The organism is Kaistia dalseonensis, from assembly GCF_030814715.1.
Taxonomy (GTDB): Bacteria; Pseudomonadota; Alphaproteobacteria; order Rhizobiales; family Kaistiaceae; genus Kaistia; species Kaistia dalseonensis.
On the sequence record NZ_JAUSVO010000005.1, the window covers coordinates 28611 to 41524 of the forward strand.

Annotated in this window: 13 protein-coding genes; 8 read left to right on the forward strand and 5 right to left on the reverse strand. The window is 65.4% G+C overall.

Translation table 11 applies throughout. From position 1 onward, the window contains the following. Window positions 1-14: 14 nt before the first annotated feature. Window positions 15-1043: a penicillin-insensitive murein endopeptidase gene (mepA, locus tag QO014_RS17245; RefSeq protein ID WP_266349983.1), complete on the reverse strand. Its 1029-nt coding sequence runs from the start codon at window positions 1041-1043 to the stop codon at window positions 15-17. A gap of 302 nt (window positions 1044-1345) precedes the next feature. Between mepA and QO014_RS17250 the strand changes: the two genes are divergently transcribed. Further along, a complete protein-coding gene (locus QO014_RS17250; protein ID WP_266349984.1) occupies window positions 1346-1984 on the forward strand; it encodes a peroxiredoxin in 639 nt (212 codons plus the stop codon). Between the two features lie 58 nt (window positions 1985-2042). Here QO014_RS17250 and QO014_RS17255 read toward each other — a convergent pair whose 3' ends face one another. Next, window positions 2043-3155: an AI-2E family transporter gene (locus tag QO014_RS17255; RefSeq protein WP_266349985.1), complete on the reverse strand. Its 1113-nt coding sequence runs from the start codon at window positions 3153-3155 to the stop codon at window positions 2043-2045. A 109-nt stretch (window positions 3156-3264) separates the two neighbouring features. Then, on the reverse strand, window positions 3265-3471 hold the full coding sequence (locus QO014_RS17260; protein WP_266349986.1) for a hypothetical protein: 207 nt from the start codon (window positions 3469-3471) through the stop codon (window positions 3265-3267). 1154 nt (window positions 3472-4625) lie between these two features. Here QO014_RS17260 and QO014_RS17265 point away from each other — a divergent pair. Continuing rightward, complete coding sequence (locus QO014_RS17265; RefSeq protein ID WP_266349987.1) at window positions 4626-5795, forward strand: Shedu immune nuclease family protein; 1170 nt, start codon at window positions 4626-4628, stop codon at window positions 5793-5795. Between the two features lie 47 nt (window positions 5796-5842). On the opposite strand, the gene lepA is transcribed toward QO014_RS17265, so the two are convergent. Beyond that, entirely contained in the window at window positions 5843-7648 is a 1806-nt protein-coding gene (gene lepA, locus QO014_RS17270; RefSeq protein WP_266349988.1) for a translation elongation factor 4, read from the reverse strand. Window positions 7649-7702: 54 nt separating this feature from the next. Beyond that, window positions 7703-8611: a LysR family transcriptional regulator gene (locus QO014_RS17275; RefSeq protein ID WP_266349989.1), complete on the reverse strand. Its 909-nt coding sequence runs from the start codon at window positions 8609-8611 to the stop codon at window positions 7703-7705. A 111-nt stretch (window positions 8612-8722) separates the two neighbouring features. Between QO014_RS17275 and QO014_RS17280 the strand changes: the two genes are divergently transcribed. From QO014_RS17280 to prmB, 6 genes are all read left to right on the forward strand, one after another. Further along, window positions 8723-9262, forward strand: a complete 540-nt coding sequence (locus QO014_RS17280; RefSeq protein ID WP_266349990.1) for a GNAT family N-acetyltransferase — start codon at window positions 8723-8725, stop codon at window positions 9260-9262. Between the two features lie 3 nt (window positions 9263-9265). After that, a complete protein-coding gene (locus QO014_RS17285; RefSeq protein WP_266349991.1) occupies window positions 9266-9760 on the forward strand; it encodes a GNAT family N-acetyltransferase in 495 nt (164 codons plus the stop codon). Beyond that, window positions 9760-10173, forward strand: a complete 414-nt coding sequence (locus QO014_RS17290) for a hypothetical protein (protein ID WP_266349992.1) — start codon at window positions 9760-9762, stop codon at window positions 10171-10173. Before QO014_RS17285 ends, QO014_RS17290 begins: the two co-directional genes overlap by 1 nt. 168 nt (window positions 10174-10341) lie before the next feature. Then, window positions 10342-10677: a CopM family metallochaperone gene (gene copM / locus QO014_RS17295; protein ID WP_370877175.1), complete on the forward strand. Its 336-nt coding sequence runs from the start codon at window positions 10342-10344 to the stop codon at window positions 10675-10677. 222 nt (window positions 10678-10899) lie between these two features. Then, on the forward strand, window positions 10900-11670 hold the full coding sequence (locus QO014_RS17300; RefSeq protein ID WP_266349993.1) for a hypothetical protein: 771 nt from the start codon (window positions 10900-10902) through the stop codon (window positions 11668-11670). Window positions 11671-11823: 153 nt separating this feature from the next. Next, entirely contained in the window at window positions 11824-12807 is a 984-nt protein-coding gene (prmB, locus tag QO014_RS17305) for a 50S ribosomal protein L3 N(5)-glutamine methyltransferase (protein WP_370877165.1), read from the forward strand. The last annotated feature ends 107 nt before the right edge of the window (window positions 12808-12914 follow it).

A 12914-nucleotide genomic window follows, 5' to 3' on the forward strand; every position in this document is an offset into this window, starting at 1 on the left:
AGGCGAATTCTGCCTCAATAGACCGAGCCGGGCATGGCGGCCGGCGGCGCGGCACTGTCGACCGGGTTTTCGACATCGGCCGGCGCCGCATCGTCGGCGGCAGCGGCCGGCGCGGGTGCGGCATTGGCGATCATCGGCTGCGGCTTGATGCCGGGCGGAGCGCCGATCAGCACCTCGCGACAGGCGGCCGGCAGGTCGGACAGCATGATCGGCCGCGGCTTGACGGGCTTGACCGGCTTCACGGGCTTGACCGGAGGCGGCGGCGGTTTCAGCCAGGCGTCGAGTTCCGCGCCACAGCCATCGCCGGGCGGCGGCGCCTTCTGCGGCACGCAACTCGCCATGCCGGGCGGGCAATCCAGGCGAACATGGAAATGATAGGTGTGGCCCCACCAGGGGCGCACCTTGGCGAGCCAGGCGCGATCGGGCCCGGCCTGGACGCAGAGCTGCTTCTTGATCGCCGGATTGACGAAGATGCGCGCGACCTCGGGATCGAGCGCGGCACGGCGGATCAGGCGGAACTGGCCGCCGGTCCAGGCGGCGGGATCGATCTTGCGCGCCTTCTCGTTGACCATGGAGATCGGCACCATGGTTTCGCGCTCGGAAACAGAGAGCGTGCGGCCGGGGCTCTGCGTCAGCCAGAGATCGACATCGAGGCCGATCTGGTGGCTCGCATGGCCGGTCAGCGCCGGGCCGCCGCGCGGCTGGCCCATATCGCCGACGAGCAGGCCCTTCCAGCCATCGAGGCGCTTGCTCTCGGCCGCGAGCTTCTCCGTGAAGGCGACCAGCTCGGGCGTACCCCAGTTGCGGTTGCGCGACAGGCGCATCGCCTGCCAGTCGGGCCCGTTCACGGGCAGCGCGACGGCGCCGGCGAGGCAACCCTTGGCATAGGAGCCGATCGAGCGCGCCTGCATCGGGATCGGCGTGTTGACCTGGCTGAACAGCACCTTGGCCGGCGTCGTCTCCAGCGGATCGGCGATGGCCGGCACGGCGAGCGACCAGGCCGCCAACGACAGGATCAGTGCCCGGATCGGCTTTTTCAACATGATGGCACCTTCATCGTCACGCCCCACCGCCATTTTGTCCGAACTCGGTTGACGATTCATCAACCATCCCGCCGTTCGCACGAAACGCACGAATTTTCCCCGATCAGCGATCATTGCCACCATATCCGGAATTATGTGGCTCATATCGCCGATATTTCGGAACCAGATTACAGAATCGCGCAGAAATCCGCGATTGACCCGACGCGCGCCCTCGCCATACTCGTTCCTCAAAGACTGGCACCGGACGCGATGAGCGCGCCGGGGCGGCCGGCCCTGTACAACGGATCAAGGGAGTTCCCGACATGGCACTGAACCTGGGCGACATCGTTCCCGATTTCACCGCCGAGACGACCGAGGGGCCGATCTCCTTCTATGAATGGCTGGGCGACAGCTGGGGCGTGCTCTTCTCGCACCCGAAGAACTTCACCCCCGTCTGCACCACGGAACTCGGTGAAGTCGCCAAGCTCAAGCCCGAATTCGACAAGCGCGGCGTCAAGGTGATCGGCCTTTCGGTCGACCAGCTTTCCAATCACGGCCAGTGGGTCGCCGACATCAAGGACGCGACCGGCGCAACGCTGAATTTCCCGCTGATCGCCGACCATGACAAGAAGGTCGCCAATCTCTACGGCGCGATCCATCCGAACGTCTCCGACACCGCGACGGTGCGCTCGGTCTATGTCATCGGCCCGGACAAGAAGCTCAAGCTGACGCTGACCTACCCGGCCTCGACGGGGCGCAATTTCGCCGAGATCCTGCGCGTCATCGACAGCCTGCAGCTCACCGCCAAATTCTCCGTTGCCACCCCGGTCAACTGGACCAATGGCGAGGACGTGATCATCGTCCCGGCCGTTTCCGACGAGGCCGCCAAGGAGAAGTTCCCCGGCGGCTGGAAGACCGTTAAGCCCTATCTGCGCGTCGTGGCCCAGCCGGGCACCAACTGACGCATTCTGCTCGATCCCCGATGAAGGGCAGGCCTCGGCCTGCCCTTTTCGTCTGGCGTTACGGCGCCGTCGCGTTCCCCGCCTCGGGGGGCGCGCCCTCGGACGGGTGCTGGCGCAGCCATTCCATCAGCAGCACATAGGCGACGGCAAGCAGCACCGGCCCGACGAAGAGGCCGATCAGACCTTCCGAGATCATGCCGCCAATGACGCCGACCAGGATCACCGGCATGGGCACTTCGAGCCCGCGGCCGAGCATCATCGGCTTCAGCACATTGTCGCTGAGCCCGGCGACGAGCGTCCAGACCGCGAAGACGACCGCCGTCCCCGTCGCCTCGGTCGCGAAGACATAGCCGATGACCGGCAGCGTCAGCAGCATGGCCGGCACCTGCACGATGCAGAGCAGCAGCGTCGCGAGCGTCAGGAGCCCCGCCGCCGGCAGGCCGATGGCGAAGAAGCCGATGCCGAGCAGCAGCGCCTGGATCGTCGCGACGCCGACGACGCCGATCGCCACGCCGCGGATCGTCGCCGCCGTCAGCGTGACGAGGCGCGTCCCGCGCTCGGCGCTGCCGGTAATGCGCTGCATCAGGCGGCGGGTGAAGGCGGCGGCGCCCTCGCCATAGGCGACGAGCACGCCGGCGAGCGCGCAGGAGACGACGAAGGTCACCTCGCCCGCCAAGAGCCCCCTGGCGAAGGACAGCACCCATGTGGCCGGGCCAGTGAGCGCGTCGCGATATTTGGCGAACGCCGCCGGCGCATTGGTCGCGGCGAGCGCCCAGGCCTCGCTCAGCCGCGTCCCGATGAGCGGCAGATCGGCGAGCCGGGCCGGTGGCGGCGGCAGGACCAGCTGGTGGCTCTGCATCTGCCCGACGAGCGCCATCATCGTCTCGGCGAGCGAGGCCACGACGACGACGATCGGCACCAGCGTCACGACGACGCCGATCAGCCCGATCAAAAGCGCCGACCAGCGATTGCCGAGCCGCGCGGCGAGGCGGCGATGCAGCGGATAGAGCATGACCGCCAGGATCGCCGCCCAGAGCAACATGCCCATGAACGGCGTGATGATGCGAAAGGTCGTATAAGCGAGCGCCGCGACGAGCCCGATGCGGAGCGCCGCATCGAGAATGCTCGCGCGCGGCGGCGTGCGATCGGTATCAGGCGGCTGCTGTGGCATGGCTTCGTTCCTCGCGCGAATGCTAACATCAGCCGCGGAGGGAAGCGATGGGCAGCCCGCGACACCCCGCCGGCCATGGCGGGCACCCCGTTTTCGCATCCGCCCCGGATCAGAACGCGCGGTTGAACGAGATCGTCAGCGACTGCGCATTGGCGCCGCTGCCCCAATTGCCGCTCAATATGCCCCTGTCGTATGAGCGGCCAAGGAACGGCGCCAGGATCAACGGGTTGTCGGTCGTCGTCTCATGGCATCGCGCGACGACATTGCCGGTGAAGGTCGCGGTATTGCCGCCGGTGAAGCCGCCGGATTGCGGCACGACGAGGGTCTGCGTGCTCGATTCCGCGCCGAGGGGCGACGCAGCCCGCTCCCCGCGCCATCACACCTCTCCAGTGGCGTCATCCCCGCGAAAGCGGGGACCCATTCAGCCGAGGCCCCGGTGGCGACTAGCAAGGGCCGCTCAGGCTGCACGGATCCCGGGTCTCCGCTCCGCCCGGAATGACGGCCTGTGGCCGTGCTTCTCGGAATCGCCCGAACGAAACCCCACGCTCCGCTTAACCCGCCCCTTGCGGGCGGGTCAAAACCGCAAAGCGGTTTTGGGGCGGGGTCGGGTTGCAGGGGCCGGACTCTGGCCGGTCAGAACTTGCTCGAAGCAAGAACGCCCCGGCTTCGCCAAGGCTAACCCCGCCCCGAAAACGCTAAAGGCGTTTTCGACCCGCCCGCAAGGGGCGGGTTAAGGGGAGGCACGCCTTCCTGTCCTTCGCCTCACCGACGCCGACCAAAATCAAGAAGCTGATGCCCGCCAAACAGGCGGCATGTCAGCCTCTGAGCTTAGAACACAAACATCGCCCCAAGCTCGGTCCAAACCCTCCCCTCGAGGGAGGGTCAAAACCGCAAAGCGGTTTTGGGGAGGGGGCGCGCCCATCGGGCCGGACACCATCCTTTCCGACATCCGCCGACTCCAACCGCCAAGCACGCTTCGGCTAGGGCCGAAGCTACCCCCGCCCCGAAAGTGCTCCGCACTTTCGACCCGCCCGCAAGGGGCGGATTAAGGGGAGGCGTAGCCCTGCCGCTGGCGCCGTCACGCCTGGCTTGCACCAGCCCCCTTCCAGTGCCGTCATCCCCGCGAAAGCGGGGAGCCATTCAGCCGAGACCCTGGTCGCGACTGGCAAGGGCCGCTCAGGCTGCATGGATCCCGGGTCTCCGCTCCGCTCCGCCCGGGATGACGGCCTGTGGCCGGGTTGGGCCGTTCGTCCGAACGAAACCCCACGCTCCGCCCAACCCGCCAGCCCCAGCACGATCAGCAGCGCCCGATCGAGGCGTTCCAGCGCCGCGTCGTCCAGCCGCCCGATCACCGCGCGGACCTTGTCGCGACGCTCCGCGCCAAGCAAATGGCGGTCTGAACGTCGGCATTTGCGGCTCAACCTCCCGAGCTGTACCGTTGCTGTATTATGGTCGAGGTGGGGGAACCTAATGAGCGAAGCTGATGAGGCCGATTTTATTAGCGGATGCAAGATAGATCATCTCTACCCGCGAGACTTCAAAAACGGCGCTGGACGGTTCTTTAACTACGTCGTCGAAGAAGACGGCGCTACAACCGTTGAATACTCCCCACCCTTTCCGTCAAAGAATCGCATCAAGCTAACGCTCACCTTCATCCACGGATCAAACGAAATCACAAAAGTAACGCTTAAGCGCTTCAAGCACGATAAGCGTGAAGGCTGGGTCGAGGACCGTTTCGTGTCGGACGAGCCTTTCCAGCTCACACACTTCTCGTTCGAGAAGCTGGCGTCACTCCTGCAATTACTGAAGGACCTCGATCTGGCGAGCCTGAATCTGCCTAGGATTCCCATCATGGAGGGAGCCATATCGGGCATCGACCCTGAGTTCGCGAAAAAGATTAAGACACTGCTTATTCAGCCCGACGGCCAAAGGATCGTGGAGGAAGTCGTATCGAGCGGGGTCATCACCTCTCACGACATCGTCAACATAGGCTATCGCAAGGCGCAATTGGAGCAGTTCCGGCTTATGCTCGATGACGCCGGAGAGCTCAGGGCCTACGCCCAGAGGGAGGACGTGAGGATAGACCAGCCCGAGAAGGCCTGGCAGCATTTCCTCAAACACAACGAGTGGATATTCGGCTTCGGCCTCGACTACCGGTTCCTCAGCATACTCCAAGAGGAGGCGGTGGTAGGATCACCTGACCTCGCCGGGCGGGACGCTCCGATAGTGGACTTCCTTCTTAGCGCCACCCACTTCACAGTACTGGTCGAGGTTAAGCAACCGGGCACGCCGCTCTTCGGCGCAAGTAGGGCACGTTCAGGATCGTGGCGCTTGTCTACAGATCTGATCGAGTCAGTCTCCCAAGTCCTCCAGCAGAAGGCCGCCTGGCAGGTCAAGGCCGAGAGCAATCACGGCGGGAACTATGACCGCCAAGGTTCACTCATACGCCAAGGCACGACTGACCCCAAGTGCATCCTTGTCATCGGGAGCGACAACGCCTTCTCTGGAAGCGACGCGGAGCGGCAGGCCAAATTCCGGACCTTCGAGCTTCTTCGGCGGGATTCTCGGAACATAGACATCCTAACCTACAGCGAACTCTACCAGAGAGCTGCCTTCGTCGTTGGACGCTCGGCACAATAGGAGGATGCCTATCCGGGAAACAGCCCCGCCCTCCGGCCCCCCGCCCCCTACTCGTCCATCTTCAGCGCGGCGATGAACGCTTCCTGCGGGATATCCACCTTGCCGAACTGGCGCATCTTGCGCTTGCCTTCCTTCTGCTTGTCCAGAAGCTTGCGCTTGCGCGTGATGTCGCCGCCGTAGCACTTGGCCGTCACGTCCTTGCGCATCGCCTTGACGGTTTCGCGCGCGATGATCTTGCCGCCGATCGCGGCCTGGATCGGGATGACGAAGAGATGCTGCGGGATCAGGTCCTTCAGCTTTTCGCACATGGCGCGGCCGCGGCGGTCGGCCTGGGTGCGGTGGACGAGCATGGAGAGCGCATCGACCGGCTCGCCATTGACGAGGATCTGCAATTTGACCAGATCGCCGGGCTTGTGGTCGGTCAAATGGTAGTCGAACGAGGCATAACCCTTGGAGATCGATTTCAGCCGGTCGTAGAAATCGAACACGACTTCGTTCAGCGGCAGGTCGTAGGTGACCATGGCGCGCGAGCCGACATAGGAGAGATCGGCCTGGACGCCGCGCCGCTCCTGGCAGAGCTTCAGGATGGCGCCCAGATATTCGTCCGGCGTCAGGATGGTGGCGCGGATCCAGGGCTCGGCGATTTCCTCGATCTTCATCGTATCCGGCATGTCGGCCGGATTGTGCAGCTCCATCTCGGAGCCGTCGGTGAGCTTGATCTTGTAGACGACGGAAGGCGCCGTCGCGATCAGGTCGAGATTGAACTCGCGCTCCAGCCGCTCCTGGATGATCTCCAGATGGAGCAGGCCGAGGAAGCCGCAGCGGAAGCCGAAGCCGAGTGCTGCCGAGGTTTCCATCTCGAACGAGAACGAGGCGTCGTTCAAGCGCAATTTGCCCATGGCGGCGCGCAATTCCTCGAACTGCGCCGCATCGGCAGGGAACAGACCGCAGAAGACGACCGGCTGCGCCGGCTTGAAGCCCGGCAGCGGCTCGGCGGTCGGCCGCTTGTCGTCGGTGATGGTGTCGCCGACGCGCGTATCCGCAACTTCCTTGATCGAGCCGGTGAAGAAGCCGATCTCGCCAGGGCCGAGGCTCTCGACGGCGATCATCTTCGGCGTGAAGAAGCCGACGCGCTCGACATCATAGACCGCATCGGCGCGCATCATGCGGATGCGGGCGCCCTTCTTCAGATGGCCGTCTATGACGCGCACCAGCACGACGACGCCGAGATAGGTGTCGTACCAGCTATCGACGAGGAGCGCCTTCAAGGGCGCGTCGGCGTCACCTTGCGGCGGCGGCAGGCGGGTGACGATCGCCTCCAGCACGTCGGGAATGCCGATGCCGGTCTTGGCGGAGATGAGCACGGCGTTCGAGGCGTCGATGCCGATCACTTCCTCGATCTGCGCCTTGATGCGGTCGGGCTCGGCCGCCGGCAGGTCGATCTTGTTCAGGATCGGCACGATCTCGAGATTATTGTCGATCGCCTGATAGACATTGGCGAGCGTCTGCGCCTCGACGCCCTGCGAGGCGTCGACCACCAGCAGCGCGCCCTCGCAGGCCGCGAGCGAGCGCGAGACCTCATAGGCGAAGTCGACATGGCCGGGCGTGTCCATCAGGTTCAGGATGTAGGTCTTGCCATCCTTGGCCTTGTAGTCGAGCCGGACGGTCTGCGCCTTGATGGTGATGCCGCGTTCGCGCTCGATATCCATCGAATCGAGGACCTGATTGGTCATCTCGCGTTCGGAAAGGCCGCCCGTGACCTGGATCAGCCGATCGGCAAGCGTCGACTTGCCGTGGTCGATATGGGCGACGATCGAGAAATTGCGGATATTGTCTTTGGGCGCGGTGCTCATGGCGCGCTCAATAGCATCAAGAATCTTGACCGCAAAGCGCCGAAACGCGGTCGATCAGCGCCGATCGGCATGAAGGATGCCGAGGATAGTGGCGCGCGCCACGATCCGCTCGGCAAGTTCGGCGACGAGAGGGCGCTGAAGCGCGTCCGGCGTGCCCGCCACAAGAGCCGAATCACGGAAGGCGACGGGCATGTCGATCGGCGCGAGATCGACCAGGCGGCCGCTGGCGAGCTCGTCGCGGATCGAGGGGCCGAGCAGGTGGCCGATCGCCTGCCCGCTCTCGATCAGCCTGACGCCGGGGGCGAACAGCACCTGAGAGGTGGTACGGGCGCGATGGCGCAGCGCGGCGATCGCGTCGGGCGTCACCTGCCACCAGAAGAAGGTGAGGAAATGCGGCGCGATCTCGAAGATGCGGTCGAGCGTCGGCGCCGGTCCGATCGCGGCGGCGAGCGAGGGCGCGGCGGCGAGGATCGCCGGCTCGCGCATGACCGCGATCGGCTCCAGCGTTTCGAGCAGCGGATCGAAATTCGGCCAGCCCATCACGGCGAGGTCGAGATGACGGTCATGCAGCCATTCGGCGAGGTCGCGGTGGCGCCCCTCCTCCAATTGCAGCTCGACGCGGGGATGGGCGGTCATGAAATCGACCACGGCCGGCGTCGCGAGCGTGTCGATCAGGCTGCGCAAGGCGGCAAAGGCGATGCGGCCGCGATCGACGGCCCGCAGCGCCTCCTCGCTTTCCAGCAGCGTCGCGAGCACGCGCCGCGCATAGGGCAGGAAGGTGATGCCGCGCTCGGTCAGCGCGATCCTGCGGCCGCGCGAGAAGAGCGGCCCGCCGACATGCTGCTCCAGCGTGCGGATGCGCATGGAAATCGTCGCCTGGGTGATGTTGAGCCGCGCCGCCGCCTTGGTGAAGCTGCCGTCGCGCACGATCCGGTCAAAACTGCGGAGTTGGTCGATATCCATAGAATTATTCTATGCTGGAATACGGAAAAGTCGATGGATCAGCTGATCAGATTGACATATCCGATGCCAGGGCGCGATGTTCAATCGTAAATGACGATGCGCGAGTGCGACATGAACGAAGACGGACGGGTGACGCTGCGGCGGCTCGATGCGGCGGAGGCCGAGGCGGCGCTGCCGGCGCTCGGCGCCATCCTCGTCGATGCGGTGGCGAATGGTGCCTCGGTCAATTTCCTCGCCGGCTTCGCGCAGGCCGAGGGCGAGGCGTTCTGGCGCGGACAATTGCCGCTGATCGCCGAGGGCAAGCGCATCCTGATCGTCGCCACGCGCGACGGCGCGATCGCGGGCACGGTCGTCATCACCTTCGCGCCGCAGCCGAACCAGCCGCACCGCGCCGATGTCGGCAAGATGCTGGTCCATTCGGCGGCACGGCGGCAGGGCATCGGCCGAGCCTTGCTCGAAGCGGCCGAGACGGCCGCGCTGGACGCCGGCAAGACGCTGCTGGTCCTCGATACTGAAACCGACAGCGCGGGCCATCGGCTCTATGCCGCCTGCGGCTGGACGGAAGTCGGCACCATCCCCGGCTATGCCCTCTCGACGGATGGGCGGCCCAAGGGCGCGACCATCTTCTACAAGATGATCGGAAGACACTGATCCATGACGACGATCCGACCCGCCACCGAGGCCGACCTCACCGCGATCCTCGCGATCTACAATGATGCGGTCTCGAACACGACCGCGATCTGGAACGACGACGTCGTCGATCTCGAAAACCGCATCGCCTGGTTCCGGACGCGCACCGGCCAGGGCTTTCCGGTCTTCGTCGCGGTCGAGGACCAGACTGTGCTCGGCTATGCGAGCTATGGCGATTTCCGTCCCTTCCAGGGTTATCGCCTGACGGTCGAGAACTCGATCTATGTCGATGGCCGCGCGCGCGGCAAGGGCGCCGGTTCGGCCCTTCTGGCGGCGCTGATCGAGCATGCGACAGCCGCCGGCAAGCATATGATGGTCGCCGGTATCACGGCGGATAATGACGTGTCGCTCCGCCTCCATGCCCGACAGGGCTTCATCGAGACCGCGCGCATGCCCGAACTCGGCTACAAGTTCGGCCGCTTTCTCGATCTCGTCTTCCTGCAGAGGAAGCTCGGCTGATGCCCCACCTTGACGCGGCCGCCGGGGCGCGCCAGTTCTGGCGCATGGATATCGTCAGGCGCCTCTTTGCCGTCATGCTGGTTCTCGTCGGCCTCATCGCCACGAGCGAGGCTGCCATGGCGTCGGTGATGCCTGTCGACCACATGGCGATGGCGGATTGTCCGCATGCCGCGCTGCAAGGCATGGGCGATGGCGGGCACATGACGCATGTCGCCGGCAAGGCGCCGCAGGGCAGACACAACCTGCCGCCTGTCCTGCCGATCTGCTGCTATGCCGCCCCGTCAGCCAACCTCGCCGCCGAGGCCCTGCTGCCACAGCGCATCGCCGCGATTGGCGCCATGGCACGTCCGCTTTCCGATCGCGCCCCGCGCACCCGCGCCATCGGGCCCGACCTGCCCCCACCCCGTCTCTGATCCGAGCCTGAAGAGCGATCATACGTCGTCACGCGCGGGCCGTGGCGATGCGTCAGCCCATGCCCGCCTCAGATCAGAGAGACCATCAAGATGAAGAGACTATTGACCGGCGCGGCCATCGCCGCGGGCCTCGTGCTGTCGCTGTCCTATGCCGGGGCGCAGAGCACCATGATGAACCATGGCGCGATGCAGAACGGCATGATGAACCGTGGCGACATGCCGATGATGGATGATGACGACGACGACGCCAGCGCCTCGACCAAGGCCTTCCGCCACGCCGACCGCACCATGATGCAGGACATGATGATCGATTATACCGGCAATGCCGATGTCGACTTCGTGCGCGGCATGATCCCGCATCACCAGGGCGCTATCGACATGGCCAAGGTCGAACTCGAATATGGCAAGGACCCTGAAATCCGCAAACTGGCCGAGGGCATCATCAAGGCGCAGACCGAGGAAATCGCCCTCATGAACGCCTGGCTCGCTGCCCACGCGAAATAGGTTCCGCGACCACGGGTAGACACCAGATCGGATCGCGGCCGCGCAGGGTGGCCGCGATCACGACGGACACGATGCCGGCCCGCCGAATTCCTTCGTTTGCGAGGGCTCGGACGTTGACAGTTGCAACGCGCGGATGTTCCCTCATGCGGGGCAGTTGAGGCGTCGAGCCGACGTCGCGCGGAGCCGGTATCGTCGAAGCCGATATCGGAGGGAGAACGTCCTATGAAGCTCAAGACGAAGATGTTCCTGCTGGGCGCCAGCCTGTCGCTGGGCCTTGCCGCCACGATCCTCCCGGCAGGGGCCGCCACCAAATCTCCCGCCATGACGGCCTGCAGCGACCAGTGGTCCACGATGAAGGCCGACGGCAAGGTTCCCGCCGGCACGACATGGCCGCAGTTCTGGAGCCAGTGTTCCAAGGACTATGCCGCCGCCCATCCGGCCGAGGCGGCCGAGACCACCAAGGCGGCGGCGACCGCGCCCGAGGAGCCGGCGCCCGCCCCGGCCAAGAAGACGGCCAAGGCGGCCGCTCCGGCCGCCGCGCCCGCCGAAGAGCCCGCCGCCGCATCGACCGGAAAATCCGCAGCCATGACGGCCTGCAGCGACGAATGGGGCTCGATGAAGGCTGCCGGCAAGACGACCGGGCAGACCTGGCCGAAATTCTGGAGCGAATGCGCCAAGACCTATGCCGCCGCCCATCCCGAGGATGCAGCTTCATCAGCCAAGGCGGCGGCGACCAAGGCGCCGAAAGCCGTGAAGCCGGTCGAGGCCGATGAGGGCCTTCCGCTGCCGGACCCTGAAAAGGCCGCGAGCATCGACACCACCGCCAAGCCGAAGCGCCCGCTGACGCCCGGCCAGCAGGCTGCGATCGTGCGCATCAAGGCGTGCGGCGCGGAGTGGCAGGCGAACAAGAAGGCCGGCAAGCTGCCCGCCGGCGCCAAATGGCCGCAATATTGGAGCGACTGCAACAAGCGCCTGAAGGCACAAGGCCAGTAGCTCCCCGGTCGAGGCAAGGCGATGTGACGCGCCGCTCGACGGCAAGACTGGCTCGGTCATGCCGTCGAGCAGGCAGGATAGCCGCAACGGATTGCCCGGCGGGGCGCGCTGGGCGACGCACCGTGAAGACAGCCGGCCCCGGGCGAGGAACGGATGCGCTTCCCGGCGCGACCTGCTAGTACGGGCGCAAATCCTGCTCAGACACCGAGAACGACCGTGACCAAAGAGATTGCGCCCGCCGATCAACTCCTCACCGTCCGCGACTTCCTGCGCTATGCGGTAAGCCGCTTCAACAGCGCCGGCCTGGCGTTCGGCCATGGCGTCTCGACCGCGCTCGACGATGCGGCCTATCTGGTGCTGGAAGGGCTGAAGCTGCCGATCGACCAGCTCGAGCCGTTCCTCGACGCCCGCCTTCTCGCCGACGAGCGGCAGCACCTCGCCGCTCTGATCGAGGCGCGGGTGACGACGCGCAAGCCCACGCCCTATCTCGTCAAGCGCGCCTATGTTCAGGGTGTGCCGTTCTATGTCGACGAGCGCGTGATCGTGCCGCGCTCCTTCATCGGCGAACTGCTCTATTCGGATGTCTTCGGGGGCGATGATTTCACCGTCATTGAGGATCTTTCCAGCATCGAGACCGTGCTCGATCTCTGCACCGGCTCCGGCGCGATCGCGATCCTCGCCGCCAATGTGTTCGAGAATGCCGAGATCGATGCCGTCGACCTGTCGCCGGAAGCGCTCGACGTTGCGCGCATCAATGTCGACGACCACAAGCTCGCCGACCGGATCGAGCTCTACGAGGGCGATCTGTTCGCGCCGCTCGACGGCAAGCGCTACGACCTGATCCTGACCAACCCGCCTTATGTCGACCAGGTCGCCATGGACGAGCTGCCCCCGGAATATCTGCACGAGCCGGCCATGGCGCTCGGCTCCGGCCTGGACGGGCTCGACATCGTCCGCCGCATCCTGGCCGAAGCCGGCGCCCATCTGAACCTTGGCGGCGGCCTGCTCTGCGAGATCGGCACCGGCCGGGAAATTCTCGAGGCGGAATATCCGGACCTCGATTTCCTCTGGCTCGACACGGCCGAGAGCGAAGGCGAAGTGTTCTGGCTTTCCGCCGAGAGCCTCGGTGCCAGCTGATATCGGCAGCATGGGTGCAAGCGATCGCACCGGCCAGCACAACCCGGTGGCGGACAGGTCAACGGCCCGCCCCCGAAGTTGACCGAAATAACGATCATGTCTTTCGC

What these genes read in the sequence shown, in the direction of transcription:
- mepA (WP_266349983.1), bottom strand. Translation starts at nt 1,043, where the DNA reads ATGTTGAAAAAGCCGATCCGGGCACTGATCCTGTCGTTGGCGGCCTGG.
- QO014_RS17250 (WP_266349984.1), top strand. Translation starts at nt 1,346, where the DNA reads ATGGCACTGAACCTGGGCGACATCGTTCCCGATTTCACCGCCGAGACG.
- QO014_RS17255 (WP_266349985.1), bottom strand. Translation starts at nt 3,155, where the DNA reads ATGCCACAGCAGCCGCCTGATACCGATCGCACGCCGCCGCGCGCGAGC.
- QO014_RS17265 (WP_266349987.1), top strand. Translation starts at nt 4,626, where the DNA reads ATGAGCGAAGCTGATGAGGCCGATTTTATTAGCGGATGCAAGATAGAT.
- lepA (WP_266349988.1), bottom strand. Translation starts at nt 7,648, where the DNA reads ATGAGCACCGCGCCCAAAGACAATATCCGCAATTTCTCGATCGTCGCC.
- QO014_RS17275 (WP_266349989.1), bottom strand. Translation starts at nt 8,611, where the DNA reads ATGGATATCGACCAACTCCGCAGTTTTGACCGGATCGTGCGCGACGGC.
- QO014_RS17280 (WP_266349990.1), top strand. Translation starts at nt 8,723, where the DNA reads ATGAACGAAGACGGACGGGTGACGCTGCGGCGGCTCGATGCGGCGGAG.
- QO014_RS17285 (WP_266349991.1), top strand. Translation starts at nt 9,266, where the DNA reads ATGACGACGATCCGACCCGCCACCGAGGCCGACCTCACCGCGATCCTC.
- QO014_RS17290 (WP_266349992.1), top strand. Translation starts at nt 9,760, where the DNA reads ATGCCCCACCTTGACGCGGCCGCCGGGGCGCGCCAGTTCTGGCGCATG.
- copM (WP_370877175.1), top strand. Translation starts at nt 10,342, where the DNA reads ATGATGAACCATGGCGCGATGCAGAACGGCATGATGAACCGTGGCGAC.
- QO014_RS17300 (WP_266349993.1), top strand. Translation starts at nt 10,900, where the DNA reads ATGAAGCTCAAGACGAAGATGTTCCTGCTGGGCGCCAGCCTGTCGCTG.
- prmB (WP_370877165.1), top strand. Translation starts at nt 11,824, where the DNA reads ATGCGCTTCCCGGCGCGACCTGCTAGTACGGGCGCAAATCCTGCTCAG.